Source organism: Paraburkholderia caffeinilytica (genome assembly GCF_051027425.1).
Taxonomy (GTDB): Bacteria; Pseudomonadota; Gammaproteobacteria; order Burkholderiales; family Burkholderiaceae; genus Paraburkholderia; species Paraburkholderia caffeinilytica_A.
This window is the reverse complement of sequence record NZ_CP186553.1, coordinates 951346-964320: the sequence shown is the minus strand read 5'-3', so window position 1 is coordinate 964320 and position 12975 is coordinate 951346. Positions and strand designations below refer to the sequence as shown.

At 61.3% G+C, this 12975-nt stretch carries 11 protein-coding genes; 7 read left to right on the top strand and 4 right to left on the bottom strand.

What is annotated here, in order from left to right:
* The first annotated feature begins 118 nt into the window (after positions 1-118).
* From ACOSV0_RS24800 to ACOSV0_RS24780, 5 genes are all read left to right on the top strand, one after another.
* Complete coding sequence (locus tag ACOSV0_RS24800) at positions 119-1024, top strand: LysR family transcriptional regulator (protein WP_434114586.1); 906 nt, start codon at positions 119-121, stop codon at positions 1022-1024.
* 113 nt (positions 1025-1137) lie between these two features.
* Complete coding sequence (locus ACOSV0_RS24795) at positions 1138-2328, top strand: CaiB/BaiF CoA transferase family protein (protein WP_434114584.1); 1191 nt, start codon at positions 1138-1140, stop codon at positions 2326-2328.
* Positions 2329-2341: 13 nt separating this feature from the next.
* Entirely contained in the window at positions 2342-3307 is a 966-nt protein-coding gene (locus ACOSV0_RS24790; protein ID WP_434114582.1) for a hydroxymethylglutaryl-CoA lyase, read from the top strand.
* A gap of 1 nt (position 3308) precedes the next feature.
* On the top strand, positions 3309-3695 hold the full coding sequence (locus tag ACOSV0_RS24785) for a VOC family protein (protein WP_434114581.1): 387 nt from the start codon (positions 3309-3311) through the stop codon (positions 3693-3695).
* Between the two features lie 80 nt (positions 3696-3775).
* Positions 3776-5236 carry an MFS transporter gene (locus ACOSV0_RS24780; protein ID WP_434114579.1) on the top strand — a complete coding sequence of 487 codons (1461 nt, stop codon included), beginning with the start codon at positions 3776-3778 and terminating at the stop codon, positions 5234-5236.
* A gap of 164 nt (positions 5237-5400) precedes the next feature.
* On the opposite strand, the gene ACOSV0_RS24775 is transcribed toward ACOSV0_RS24780, so the two are convergent.
* Together ACOSV0_RS24775 and ACOSV0_RS24770 are read right to left on the bottom strand one after the other, a co-directional pair.
* Positions 5401-7203, bottom strand: coding sequence for an NAD(P)/FAD-dependent oxidoreductase (locus tag ACOSV0_RS24775; RefSeq protein WP_434114577.1), 1803 nt, complete (start codon positions 7201-7203; stop codon positions 5401-5403).
* A gap of 81 nt (positions 7204-7284) precedes the next feature.
* A complete protein-coding gene (locus ACOSV0_RS24770) occupies positions 7285-8427 on the bottom strand; it encodes a GAF domain-containing protein (RefSeq protein ID WP_434114575.1) in 1143 nt (380 codons plus the stop codon).
* A gap of 228 nt (positions 8428-8655) precedes the next feature.
* On the opposite strand from ACOSV0_RS24770, the gene ACOSV0_RS24765 reads away from it, so the two are divergent.
* Positions 8656-8970, top strand: coding sequence for a helicase (locus ACOSV0_RS24765; RefSeq protein WP_434114573.1), 315 nt, complete (start codon positions 8656-8658; stop codon positions 8968-8970).
* A 45-nt stretch (positions 8971-9015) separates the two neighbouring features.
* Here ACOSV0_RS24765 and ACOSV0_RS24760 read toward each other — a convergent pair whose 3' ends face one another.
* The gene (locus tag ACOSV0_RS24760; RefSeq protein WP_434114572.1) at positions 9016-9891 is read right to left on the bottom strand and encodes a LysR family transcriptional regulator; all 876 of its coding nucleotides are present in this window, start codon (positions 9889-9891) and stop codon (positions 9016-9018) included.
* A 548-nt stretch (positions 9892-10439) separates the two neighbouring features.
* Here ACOSV0_RS24760 and ACOSV0_RS24755 point away from each other — a divergent pair.
* Positions 10440-11948 carry an MFS transporter gene (locus tag ACOSV0_RS24755; RefSeq protein WP_434114570.1) on the top strand — a complete coding sequence of 503 codons (1509 nt, stop codon included), beginning with the start codon at positions 10440-10442 and terminating at the stop codon, positions 11946-11948.
* Between the two features lie 73 nt (positions 11949-12021).
* Here ACOSV0_RS24755 and kdgD read toward each other — a convergent pair whose 3' ends face one another.
* Positions 12022-12939, bottom strand: a complete 918-nt coding sequence (kdgD, locus tag ACOSV0_RS24750; protein ID WP_434114568.1) for a 5-dehydro-4-deoxyglucarate dehydratase — start codon at positions 12937-12939, stop codon at positions 12022-12024.
* Positions 12940-12975 lie beyond the last annotated feature (36 nt).

Sequence of the window (12975 nt, the reverse complement as noted above, 5' to 3'; positions counted from 1 at the left end):
GCAATGCGTGAGGCCGGCGGCTCCCCACCCCTGCTATGCTTTCACACGAAGTCAGTCCGTCAAGCCACGATCCGGCGAGCAGGCTGTCGGCTTCCCGCTCGCTCAATGCCACACACCCATGACCCGCTCCTCACATTACGACCTGCAATCACTGCGCGTTTTCATCGTCGTAGCAGAACTTGGCAGCCTGACGAAAGCAGCCGAGCGTACGTGCATGACGTTGTCGGCGGTCAGCAAGCGCATGGCCGACCTGGAGCGCAGCATCGATTGCACGCTAATGCTGCGGCAGCCGCGCGGCATCGAACTGACTGCCGCCGGCAAAGGGTTGCTCGCGCATGCGCGGCAAGTCGTCGACCGTGTGAATCGCATGGCCAACGAGATGAGCGACTACGCCGCCGGCGTGCGCGGACACGTGCGGGTCTGGGCCAACACGTCGTCGGTCATCCAGTTCCTGCCGCACGATGTGCAGGCTTTTCTCTCCGACAACCCCAGCGTGAAGATCTCGCTGGAGGAGCGCTTGAGCGGCGAGATCGTCACGGCGATCCGCAACGGCGACGCCGACATCGGTATCTTTGCGGACAACGTGCTGGCGCCGGATATCGACAAGGCCGTGTATCGTCAGGACACGCTCGTGCTGCTGGTGCCGAACGACCATCCCCTCGCTGCCCTCAAAGAAGTGGCCTTCGCCGATACGCTCGACTTCGACTACGTCGGCCTGAACGAAGGCAGTTCACTGCTCACGCGGCTGCTCGATGCCGCATTCAGTGCGGACCGCGTACTCAAGTTGCGCATCCAGGTGCACAGCTTCGACGGCATCTGCCGGATGATCGAGCACGGGCTCGGCATCGGCGTATTGCCCGAGGACGCGGTGCGCGCCGACTTTCTCGCAGCCGGCCTGCGCGCCGTGAAACTCACCGACGCGTGGGCGCGGCGCACCTTGTGGATCGGCACACTGTCGCGCGAAACGCTGTCGCCTGAAGCGCTGCGCCTTTTCGACTTCATGTCCGGCCGCACCGGCGGTTAATCTCGCCGACCCTTTCCAGAATGGAAAGGGTCATTGAGAATCCATTGATTATCAGCACGCGCGGTTTGTCGCAAAGTGAGCGTCAAGAGAACGACGTTTGCAAGGAGACAACCATGACGAAGCCGTTAGACGGCGTTCGCGTGCTCGAAATGGGCCAGCTCATCGCCGGCCCCTTCGCCGGAAAAATGCTCGCCGAGTTCGGCGCGCACGTCATCAAGATCGAACCGCCCGGCACGGGCGACCCGCTGCGCAAATGGCGCCTGCTGCATGAAGGCACGTCTGTCTGGTGGGCGGCGCAATCGCGCAACAAGGAATCCGTTACGCTCGATCTTCGCTCATCCGAAGGCCAGGACGTGGTTCGCCAACTGGTCGCGCAGAGCGACGTGCTGATCGAAAACTTTCGTCCCGGCACGCTCGAAAAATGGGGCCTCGGCTGGGATGAACTGCACGCGCTGAATCCAGGCCTCGTGATGCTGCGCGTATCCGGCTATGGGCAGACCGGCCCTTATCGCGACCGTCCCGGCTTCGGTGTCATCGGCGAAGCGATGGGCGGCTTGCGGCATCTGAGCGGCGAAACCGGGCGCACGCCTGTGCGCGTGGGCATCTCCATCGGCGACTCCCTCTCCGCCTTGCATGGCGTGATCGGCATCCTGCTCGCGCTGCGCCATCGCGACCAGAACGGCGGTGCGGGCCAGATGATCGACGTCGCCCTCTACGAGTCGGTTTTCAACACGATGGAAAGCCTGCTGCCCGAGTACTCGGCATTCGGCGCCGTGCGTCAGCCGGCGGGTAGCAGCCTGCCTGGGATCGCGCCGTCGAATGCCTATCGCTGCAGCGACGGCAAATATGCGCTGATCGCAGGCAATGGCGACAGCATTTTCCGGCGTCTGATGGAACTGATCGGCCGTCAGGACCTAGCCGACGATCCCGCACTCGCCCAGAACGATGGCCGCGTGAAGAACGTCGAGCGGCTGGATGCCGCGATCGCCGACTGGACCCACCACCGCACGCTCGACGACGTGCTCGCCGCACTCAATGAAGCGCGCATTCCCGCCGGAAAAATCTACGACGTCGCCGACATTGCGAGCGACCCGCATTATCACGCGCGCGACATGATTCTCGACGCCCGGCTCCCCGACGGCACGCCGGTGCAGGTGCCAGGCATCGTCCCGAAACTGAGCGCGACGCCGGGTACAGTGAACACCCACGCGCCCACGCTCGGCCAGCACACCGACGCGGTGCTGGAAAACCTCGGCATCGGCCCGACGACCCGCGACGCCTGGCGCGCACGCGGCATCATCTGAACAGGGGCACAGCATGAGCAGCAAGCGTCTGTATATCCAGGAAGTCGCCACCCGCGACGGCTTCCAGAACGAGGCCCGGTTCGTCGACACCGACGCCAAAATCGAACTGATCGATCGTCTGAGCACGTGCGGTTACGCCAAAATCGAAGTGACCTCGTTCACCTCGCTGAAAGCGATTCCCGCCTTGCGCGATGCGGAAGCCGTGATGCAACGGATCGCACGACGTCAAGGCGTGGTCTATACCGTGCTCGTTCCGAATCTGCGCGGCGCCGAGCGCGCGCTGTCGTGCGGCGTCGACGAAGTCAATCTCGTGATGTCGGTTAGCGAGAGCCACAATCGCGCGAACTTGCGCATGAGCCGAGAGCAATCGTTCGCCCAGTTGCGTGACGTGATCGGCGTGGTCAGGCAAACCAGGGTTGCAATCAACGTGTCGCTGTCCACAGCAATGGGCTGTCCCATGGAAGGCGATATCGAACAGGCCGACGTGCTGGACTGGATACAGCGCTTCGCCGATCTCGGCGTGCATGGCGTGACCTTGTGCGACACCACCGGCATGGCCTACCCATCGCAGGTGGGCGTGCTGTGCGCAGCCGCGCGCGAGCGCTTCGCCGCGCTCGAACTCACGCTGCATTTTCATAACACGCGCGGCATGGCGCTCGCCAACACGCTCGCCGCACTGGATGCCGGCATCGACCGCTTCGACGCGTCGCTCGGCGGTCTCGGCGGATGTCCCTACGCGCCGGGTGCAACGGGCAACGTCTGCACCGAGGAACTGGTGCACATGCTCGAACTCGACGGCTACGACACCGGCGTGGATCTCGCCGCCGTGCTGTCCGCCTCCGCGCTGCTTCCTGGACTGATCGGCCACGACGTGCCGAGCCAGTTGCTCAAGGCCGGACGGCGTCTTGATCTGCACACGATGCCTTGCAGCGCGGCTGACGGCCTGCCGGAACAACGCGCATTTTCATCAGGAGCATGACATGGCACTCATCGACCATCTCGATCATCTCGTACTCACCTGCGTCGACTTCGCTGCAACGAAGCGCTTCTACACCGAGGTCATGCAGATGCAACTCGAGACGTTTGGCGAGGGACGTATTGCATTTCGCTTCGGCAATCAGAAGATCAACGTCCACGTGCGCGGCGCTGAATTCGAACCGAAGGCCCATGTTCCCGTGCCGGGCGCGCTCGACCTGTGCTTCATCGCCACCGTTCCACTCGACGAAGTGATGGCGCATCTCGCCCGCTGCGAATGGCCGATTGTCGAAGGCCCAGTTGCGCGCACCGGCGCCACGCAGAAGATTCGCTCCGTGTATGTGCGAGATCCCGATCTGAATCTGATCGAGATATCCGAACTGATGGGGTGATGCGACGACATCGCCTGCGTATCAATCAACGTGGTGAACGGCGCATAAGCCGACCCGAAAACAGAGAAACGGAGACAAACATGAACACCAGCAATCTGGACGCCGGCAGAAATGCGGCCGCCCCTGCGCGCATTGCTTCATCCGACCCGCGCACCGTAGCCGACGATGCACACACCCTTCATGCTGGCGCCACCACACTGGGCGGCTGGATGGATAACATGCCTGCGGGTTCGCTACATCGATTTGTGGTGTGGGTGATCGGCATCGGCTTGTTCTTCGATATGTTCGAAATTTTTCTTGTCAGCTCAATCGGTGCGGCGCTGCAGGGAGAGTACGGTATCGATAGACACAGCACAGATTTCAAGCTGCTGCTGGCTTCGGCGTTTATCGGCATGTTCTTTGGTGCATTTTTTCTGGGCAGCATGGCCGACCGGATCGGCCGTCGCAAAGCTTTCTTATTCAATCTGATCTGGTACAGCGGCTTTTCGCTGATCGGCGCATTCTCGATCAATGCCGAAATGCTAGTGATTTGCCGCTTCCTCACCGGCATTGGCGTAGGAGCGATCTATCCTGTTGCCGATAGTTTTCTGTCCGAGATTCTGCCCAAGGAACGTCGCGGGCGAATGGCCGCATGGGCGTATACCGCCTCGTACGTTGCCGTACCACTGGTCGGATTCCTGGCGCTTTGGCTCAATCCTCTGCACTTTGGCGCCGTGGCGGGCTGGCGCGTTATTCTGGTGATCGGCAGCCTGGGCGCAGTACTGGTTCTGCTCGTGCAACATAAGCTGCCCGAAAGCCCGCGCTGGCTACTGGCGCAGGGTCGCGTCGAAGAGGCGCACGCCATGCTTCGGCGCTTTGCCGCCAGTGCGGGCGTGACGGTTTCGGTCATCTCGCCTGAAACAACCGTCAAGCGAAATCCGATGACGCTGGGCGAGCGCGTCGCCTTGCTGCGCCGGTCTCCCTACAACACGCGCTACCTGATGTTGATCATCTTCCATTCGCTCCAGGGATTTGGCTACTACGGTTTCGGCACACTGGCCAGCACCGTGGTGAAAAGCCGTGGCTTCGACGTCACCGATGGAACGCTGTTTATCGCTTTGTCGTTCCTTGGCTACCCGGTCGGATCTTTACTCTCGATTCCACTACTCAACTGGATAGAGCGCCGTACCCTGGTAATCGGCTCCATATTGTCCATTGCGGTTTTTGGCCTGGGTTTCGCCTACTCCAACAACTCGGGATTGATCGTTCTCTTCGGCGTGTTGACGACCTGTGCCTCGAACGTATTCAGCAACGCGTATCACGTCTACCAGTCGGAGATCTTTCCCGCCAGCGTGCGTTCAACCGCCATCGGCAGTACTTATTCGTTGTCCCGCATCGTGAGTGGCATGCTGCCTTTTATCTTGCTCCCCGTGTTGAACCAGCAAGGCGCCGGCGCCATGTTCGGCATCATCGCAACCGCACTGATAGTCGTGGCTATCACGCTGCGGATCCTCGGCCCTCGCACTACACGGCGCAGCCAGGATGAAATCAATCCTGGTTAAACCACTCGTTGTGTTTTGCAGGTGCACGGGTGTGTACTGCTTCGCCCCGGAAGGCGACGCGCTGATCAAGCATTAACGGCATTGCGTCGATGCGCGTCGCTTTCCCACCCCGGCCTTCTTAACATTGGGATGGAAAGGGTCCGCGCATCGACAGCACACCGACGTCAGGAAAGGTGGTGCACTTCCTGCAGGCCATAAACCGGCGTCGCAATGCCCTCCATCCGCGCCTTCAATTGCAGGGATAGGTATTGGGAGTAGTGGCGCGACTGATGCAGATTGCCGCCATGAAACCACAAGGCGGGCTGCTGCGTAGGCTTCCACATGTTGCGTTGCTCGCCTTCCCACGGTCCCGGGTCTTTCGTCGTATTCGAACCCAGCCCCCACACCTTGCCCACTTTATCCGCCACTTCACGCGAGATGAGATCGGCGGCCCAGCCGTTCATCGATCCGTAGCCGGTTGCGTAGACGACGAGATCCGCCTCCAATTCAGTGCCGTCGCTTAGCAGGACAGAGTGCTCTTTCAGTTCGACCACATCCACGCCGCTCTTCAGTTTGATCTTGCCGTCCGCGACAAGGTCGGCGGCGCCGACATCGATGTAATAGCCCGACCCGCGACGAAGATATTTCATGAAGAGGCCGGAGTCGTCGTCGCCAAAGTCGAGCATGAAACCGCGTTTTTCCAGGCGATCGTAGAACTCGGCATCGCGTTCTCTGATTGCATCGAATACCGGCTTTTGAAACGTGTGCAGGATCTTGTACGGGATCGATGCAAACGTCAGATCGGCTTTCGACGTGGTCATGCCGGACGCTACCGCGCGCTCGGAATACAGATCGCCGAGCGCAAACTCCATCAGCGAATCGGACTTGACGATATGCGTGGACGAACGCTGAACCATCGTGACGTCGACGCCCGATTCCCACAGCGCCGCGCAAATATCATGCGAGGAATTGTTCGCGCCGATCACGACCACTTTCTTGCCCTTGTATGCATCCGGCCCAGGATGTTTCGACGAATGATGCTGCTCGCCCTTGAACACATCCATGCCTTTGAACGAAGGGACATTCGGCTTACCGGACATGCCCGTGGCAAGCACAAGCTGCCTGGGCCGCAGCGTCAGCGTCTCACCGTCATGCTCGACCTCGACCACCCATTCCGCCTTCGCCTCGTCGTAGCGCGCGGATTTGCAAACCGTCGATCCCCAGTAGTTCAGCTCCATGACCTTGGTGTACATCTCGAGCCAGTCGCCGATTTTGTCCTTGGGCGTGAAAACCGGCCAGTTATCCGGAAACGGCAAATAAGGCATGTGGTCGTACCAGACCGGATCATGCAGACACAATGACTTGTAGCGGTTACGCCACTGGTCGCCAGGACGTGGATTCTTATCGACGATGATCGTCGGCACACCCAGTTGCCGCAGACGCGCACCCAGTCCAATCCCGCCCTGCCCGCCGCCCACGATCAAACAGTACGGCTGCTCCGCGCGGCCGAGCGCCTGGGCTTCGGCTTCGCGACGTTCCTTCCAGCTCGTTCGATCCATGCGCGCGCCATGTTCCGCTCCCATCGGACGGCGGTTGCCTTTGGGTTCTTCATGGCCCTTCAGCTCACCCATGGTGGTCAGCAAGGTCCAGATCAGGCCGTCCTTCACGCGGATAAAACCGCTGCCGCGAGCGACCTCCGTTTCGAACGTGATCCACGCCTGGGCTATACCGTCTGCTTCGCTCGGTACTTCATTTTCGGCGAGCCTCAGACGCGTGGGTTTAATGGCGTCGAGTTGTGCATCGAGCATGGCGCCGATCTGGTCCCGGCCCTCCATGGTTTTGATATTCCAGGTGAACGCAACCAGATCGCGCCAATAGCACTCCGGTTGAAACAACGCGACGCCCGCAGCGGTATCCCCGCGTTTAAGCGCCGACTCCAGGGATTCCAGAACATGGGTAATAGTCTGGCTTGCATTATTTTCAGGCATGGTTGCTCCTCCATTCGATACGGATTAGTGAAACGTCGAAGTAATGCGCGGGTTCTTTGCCCGCTGGATAACCGTGGACCGCTATCGCCGGTGAGGCGGGACAATGCCGAACTTGGCGATCCGTCTATAAAGCGTCGCGCGCGAGATGCCCAGGGTTTGGGCTGTCTCGTCCGGATGCCATTTCGCATCCGTCAGGGCGGCGACGATGCGATCGCGCTCAAGGGCGTCGATATCGGTGAGTGTGGGTTGCGCCTCGCGGGCAGGATCCCGGGGCTTCGGCGCAGCGTGCCGCTGTGCGCGAACGACGGGGGGACGAACACGTGCATAAAGCGGCGAGCCATTGCCCGCAAATTTCATCGAGACCATGTCGCGGCCTGGCCTGACATCCAGAAGACGTTCGGCGCGGACATCGAATAGCTCGGAGACTGGTCGCGGCAGCCGGTCGAGGCCCGGCACGCACTCCTTCGCCCGCCGGTTTGCCGCGACCGCATTGCCGCGCGCATCGAAGGCAATCAGAATCTCCGGTTGTGCTTCCACGTAGTGGCGGTTCCGATGCGCCAGCAAAACCCAGCAATGCGTGGTCGCGTCGAGAAAGAAACTGTCTTCGATCAACACCGCGCTATGCCGCACGATGTGGTTGATCAGACGCTGGCTTTCGCGTTCGTCAGGCGAGCGAATCGCAGAAGCGTCCAGCACGCCGATCAGCTCGCCGTCGAGCCCGAAGATAGGCGACGCGCTGCAGGTCAACGTGGTAAAAGCGGCGCGAAAATGATCCGTCTTATGAACCGTGATCGGTTGGGAATCGAGCAGCACGGCCGCGACGCCGCAGGTCCCCTCTTCACGCTCGGACCAGCAGGAGCCCAGATAAAGTCCCGCTCGTTTGAAGTCGTGACGCCGTTCCCGGTCAACGCGATAATCGATCGTCACGCCCTGCGCATCGGTCAGCATTACGCAGTAGTCCGCTTCGCGAACCGTCTCGTGCAGACGCGAAAGACACTCTCCTGAGGCCCGTAAAACCGATTCTTCCCGATGCTGCACGTCGCGTAATTCCGGCACGGTCAGAATGCGCGGCCCCTTTGTCAGGCCAGGATCGAGATGATATTGCTCGAGCGAGCGCCGGTATGACGAAGCCAGCCGCCTGGCATCGCCGCCGCGATCAGGCCCCCGGCCTTCGATCAGCTTGCGAATCCGGTCGATGTGGCTCACTTGCGGAACATAGGGCATGAATGTCTCCGGTCGGCTCGGTGCGCGTCGCAGAGTAGCGCGCTCAGGATGACTTTTAGCATGCAGGTTCCGGAAGGGCACACCGCAGTGCAGCATCAAGCCGGATGAGACTTTTGTCTCAGCCGTTTTTCATTATTGGGGGCAGCGTGCGACGCGATCTCCGCCGTTATGAAACGGAGGCGCGCTATGCCCGCTGCTAGAATGGCCCCCTTTTTACTGGAGACGCACATGTCCTGGTTCATCTATGAAGTGCCCGAATACAACGAAGACGGGGCGCGCATCGAACCCTTCAGCGACCTGCGCAATCGCGTCCTGAAAGTCAGTGGGCAGGCAATGGTCGACGAGCTGGAGAGCGTTCGCGACAACGCCGCGACGACAGCCAATACGCCGGCGCACCCGCTGCTCAGCGCGGACAATCCTCACGTATTCCCGATCCCGTACGCCGACTCCATGATCCTGGTCGGGTTCATCTTCGAACTGAAACGGGAATCCCGGCATCTGGTCGTGTCACCGGTGGAAATGCCCTGGCTGAAAGACGCGTAAGGGCTGTACCGTCGTCCGTCTCTGGCAACAATAAAGATGCGCGGATCAAACGCCTTTCATTGCAGCGCGCACGAACGAGGCAAAGCGCGTCGCCAGGGGATTGTCGCGAGCGGATGGCCATGCGAGTCCCACGCGCCACTTCGCCTCTTTGCCACGAAGCTCCAGCACCGTTGCGTCACGCAGTAACTGCTGCGCGTGCGACGGAATAAATGCGATACCCACTCCCGCGGCAACTGACGCGAGGACCGACTGTACGTCTTCAGCCTGCTGCGTCACATTCGGTACAAAACGGCGTTCGAGACACCACCGGTCGATCTGCGCAGCAAGTCCAGGGCCGCGCGAGCGCTGCAAGGCGATGAAGCCGATTTCATTGAGCACGCCCAGGTCGGCCGGGAGCCGCTTGTATCCAAGGTGTGGCGGCAACGCCAGCGCGAGTCCTTCCTCGATCACGCTGAACGACGACAGGCCTTCCATAGACGGCAAGCGTAGGAACCCGGCATCCAGCTTGCCGGCGAGAAGGCGGCGCGTTTGCTCGGCGGAAGAAAGATCGCTAAGCGTGACAGCCACGCCGGGATATTGCCGGCGGAAATCGGCGATAAGCCGCGGCACGAGCGTCAGCACGGACAGACAGATACCGACGCGCAGATGACCTTGCCGCCCACTGCTGGCTTCTCGCGCACGCAACAGGATTTCATTCGCGTCGCGTACCAGCGCTTGCGCATCGGGCAGAAAACGCTCGCCGAGCGGTGTGAGTTCCGCACCGTGCCGCCCCCGTTCAAACAACTTGCCACCGAGGCTGGCTTCCAGCGCGCCGATCTGCTTGCTGAGCGCCGGTTGGCTCATATGCAGCGCATTTGCCGCGCGACTGAAATGGTGCAATTCGACAACCGTCAGGAAGGTCTTCAGCAGTTTCAGTTCCATTCCGTAAGATTATCGTTTGGGTTAAAACATTCATTTTACTAATCGATAGGCAAAGCGTTCAATAAGGACATGTCCTTCCCCACGCGAACCACAATGCCTCCTCGAAGCCCAAAGCGTCGCCAGACTCGGGCGCCCCGTGAACCGGCCACCGAGGGCCAACCCGTCGCCGGCGACGAGCCAGACACCGCCTCAATCCCCAGTCCCGACCCACGCAATGCGCACAATGCGCGCACTCGCCGCCCTCGCTTCGGCGACGCGATATCCAGCACAACGCCTCCCGTCACGACCGGTGCGATCGCGGTGAGCTTCGCTATCGTCTCTCGCAAACACTGGCCACGTTGAGTATCGCGCTCGCGCGGATGAAAATAGTTTTTCGTAGGGGGAAACCCGTATAATTCCCCCAAGAGGTCAGACAACCATAAGACAGCGTTGTCGTCACGACCCTGGCCTGCGTCCTCTCGCGCGGCGCCTACCCTGAAAAGCCCTTCTCGCTCAGCCCCGTGAATCCGACTGCGACTGCCCTGCCTTTCCGAAACGCCCTGCTAGCCATGCTCGGCATCGGCCTCGTCAATATGCTGGTCGCGCTCGACCAGACCGTCGTCAGCACCGCGCTGCCTTCCATCGTCGCCGAACTGCATGGCTTCGAGTACTACGCATGGATTGCCAGCGCGTACCTGCTGGCGTCGGTGGTGACGGTCCCCGTGTTCGGCCGTCTGGGCGATTATTTCGGCCGCAAGCGTTTCGTGATCGCCGCGGTCATCACGTTCACCGTCGCGTCCGTGCTCTGCGGCATCGCGAACGACATGCTGTTTCTCGTGATCGCGCGCGGCTTGCAAGGGGTCGGCGGCGGGATGATGGTGGGCACGGCGTTCGCGTCGATACCCGACCTGTTCCCCGATCCGCGCGCACGGGTGCGCTGGCAGGTGGTCATGGCGGCCGCGTACGGAATCGGCACCGCAGCGGGTCCGTCGCTGGGTGGCTGGATGAGCGAGCATTGGGGCTGGCGTTCCACCTTCCTGATCAATCTGCCGGTCGGCGCCGCGGCGCTCTATTTCATCTGGGCGCATCTGCCCAACTTCCAGCGCCCGCACGAAGGCGAAGTCAAGATCGACTGGCTCGGCGCTGCGCTGGTCGCCGCCGTGCTGGGCGGCCTTCAGGCGCTCATCGAAGCAGTGCCGAAACACGGTCTGACGAGCGGCAACCTGGCGCTGGCCGCCTTCGTGGCCGTGGGCGCGATCGCGCTACTGGTGTGCGAGAAGCGCGCCACGCATCCGATCATTCCGCTCGACCTGTTCAAGGACGGACAACTCGTCACGCTCTTTGTACTCGGCTTCCTGTCCGGCTTCGTGATGTTCTCGCTGATCTTTTTCGCGCCGCTGCTGTTGCAAGGCGGCTTCGGATTGTCGCCGCAACAAGCCGGCCTGCTCGCCACGCCGATTGCCGCCTGCATCGCGCTCGGCAGCGTGCTGAACACGCGCATCGTGATTCACATGAAGAAGCCCACGCGGATTCTGTCGATCGGTTTCGCGCTGCTGCTGTTCGCATCGATCGCATTGGCGTTTGCCAATCCGGAGACGCCGCACGTGTGGATCGAATTGCCGATGGCGGCCGTCGGCATCGGTCTGGGGTTCATTCTGAACAACCTGAATGTGTTCGGCCAGGAGATTGCCGGGCGCGAACGCTTCGGCATCACGACGGCGCTGCTGCAATCCACGCGGATGGTGGGCGGGATGCTGGGCACCAGCATTGTGGCAACCGTCGTGCAGCATCACTATCGCGACGTGGTCACGCGCACGATGAGCGTGCTCGGCGAGCCGGCCGTATCGCAGTGGCAGCCTCGCTTCGTCGATCTGCGTATTCTGATCGACGAAGCCTCGCGCTTGAAACTGATCGCGGATATGAAGCCGTCGGGGCTCAATACGCTGGCGCTGATCGATACGGCACGCGATGCCCTGGTGCAGTCGATTCATATCGGCGTATGGCTGACGGCGGTGGCGGCACTGGCGGCCGCGTTGCTCGTGCAGCGCATTTCGCACGTTGTGTTCCGGCGGAGTTGAGCGCGGCGGAAGTCAGGTGATGGCCAGGTGGTTACCAGGTGGTTGACGCAAACGCCGCCACCACCTGCGCCACTTACTGCGCGCCGAGCTTCCTGATCAGCACGTCGAGTTGTGCCATCTCTTCTTCAGTCAGATCGGTCAGCGGGGCGCGCACCGGACCCGCGCTGTGGCCGACCAGCTTCGCGCCGGCCTTCACAATACTCACCGCGTAACCCTGACGGCGGTTGCGGATCGCCAGATACGGCAGGAAGAACTCGTCGAGCAGCTTGCCGACGGTAGCGTGATCGTCCGCGGTAATCGCGCGATAGAAATCCATCGCGGTTTTCGGAATAAAGTTGAACACCGCCGACGAATACACCGGCACGCCCAGCGCCTTATAAGCCGCTGCGTAGACTTCCGCGGTCGGCAACCCGCCAAGATACGAAAAGCGGTCGCCCAGACGCCGCCGGATCGTCACCATCGCCTCGATTTCACCCACACCGTCCTTGAAGCCGATCAGATTCGGGCAACGGTCCGCGAGACGTTCGAGCATGTCCGCATTCAGCTTCGAATTCGCGCGGTTATAGACGATCACGCCGATGTTCTTCACCGCCTTGCAGACCTGCTCGACGTGCGCGGCAATCCCTTCCTGCGATGCCTCGGTCAGATAGTGCGGCATCAGCAGCACACCGCTTGCGCCAAGACGCTCGGCTTCCTGCGCGTACTCGATCGCCACGCGCGTCGGGCCGCCCGCGCCTGCCAGAATCGGCACCTTGCCTCGGCAAGTCTCGGTCGCCGTGCGAATCACGTTCGTGTAATCGCTTTTGGTCAGCGAGAAAAACTCGCCCGTGCCACCGGCGGCAAACAGCGCGGTCGCACCATACGGAGCGAGCCATTCCAGGCGCTCGGCATAGGTCGCGGCGCGGAAATCGCCCTGCTCGTCGAAGTCGGTTACCGGAAAGGACAGCAGGCCTTCAGAAACGATCGCCTTGAGTTCTTGAGGTGAGGTCATAGCGTAATGGCTTGATAGCGTGAATTGCGGGTGAAA

Excerpts from the sequence above, each read along its gene's own strand:
- ACOSV0_RS24800 (WP_434114586.1), top strand. The coding sequence starts at position 119 with ATGACCCGCTCCTCACATTACGACCTGCAATCACTGCGCGTTTTCATC.
- ACOSV0_RS24770 (WP_434114575.1), bottom strand. The coding sequence starts at position 8,427 with ATGCCCTATGTTCCGCAAGTGAGCCACATCGACCGGATTCGCAAGCTG.
- ACOSV0_RS24790 (WP_434114582.1), top strand. The coding sequence starts at position 2,342 with ATGAGCAGCAAGCGTCTGTATATCCAGGAAGTCGCCACCCGCGACGGC.
- ACOSV0_RS24775 (WP_434114577.1), bottom strand. The coding sequence starts at position 7,203 with ATGCCTGAAAATAATGCAAGCCAGACTATTACCCATGTTCTGGAATCC.
- ACOSV0_RS24755 (WP_434114570.1), top strand. The coding sequence starts at position 10,440 with ATGCTCGGCATCGGCCTCGTCAATATGCTGGTCGCGCTCGACCAGACC.
- ACOSV0_RS24760 (WP_434114572.1), bottom strand. The coding sequence starts at position 9,891 with ATGGAACTGAAACTGCTGAAGACCTTCCTGACGGTTGTCGAATTGCAC.
- ACOSV0_RS24765 (WP_434114573.1), top strand. The coding sequence starts at position 8,656 with ATGTCCTGGTTCATCTATGAAGTGCCCGAATACAACGAAGACGGGGCG.
- kdgD (WP_434114568.1), bottom strand. The coding sequence starts at position 12,939 with ATGACCTCACCTCAAGAACTCAAGGCGATCGTTTCTGAAGGCCTGCTG.
- ACOSV0_RS24795 (WP_434114584.1), top strand. The coding sequence starts at position 1,138 with ATGACGAAGCCGTTAGACGGCGTTCGCGTGCTCGAAATGGGCCAGCTC.
- ACOSV0_RS24780 (WP_434114579.1), top strand. The coding sequence starts at position 3,776 with ATGAACACCAGCAATCTGGACGCCGGCAGAAATGCGGCCGCCCCTGCG.
- ACOSV0_RS24785 (WP_434114581.1), top strand. The coding sequence starts at position 3,309 with ATGGCACTCATCGACCATCTCGATCATCTCGTACTCACCTGCGTCGAC.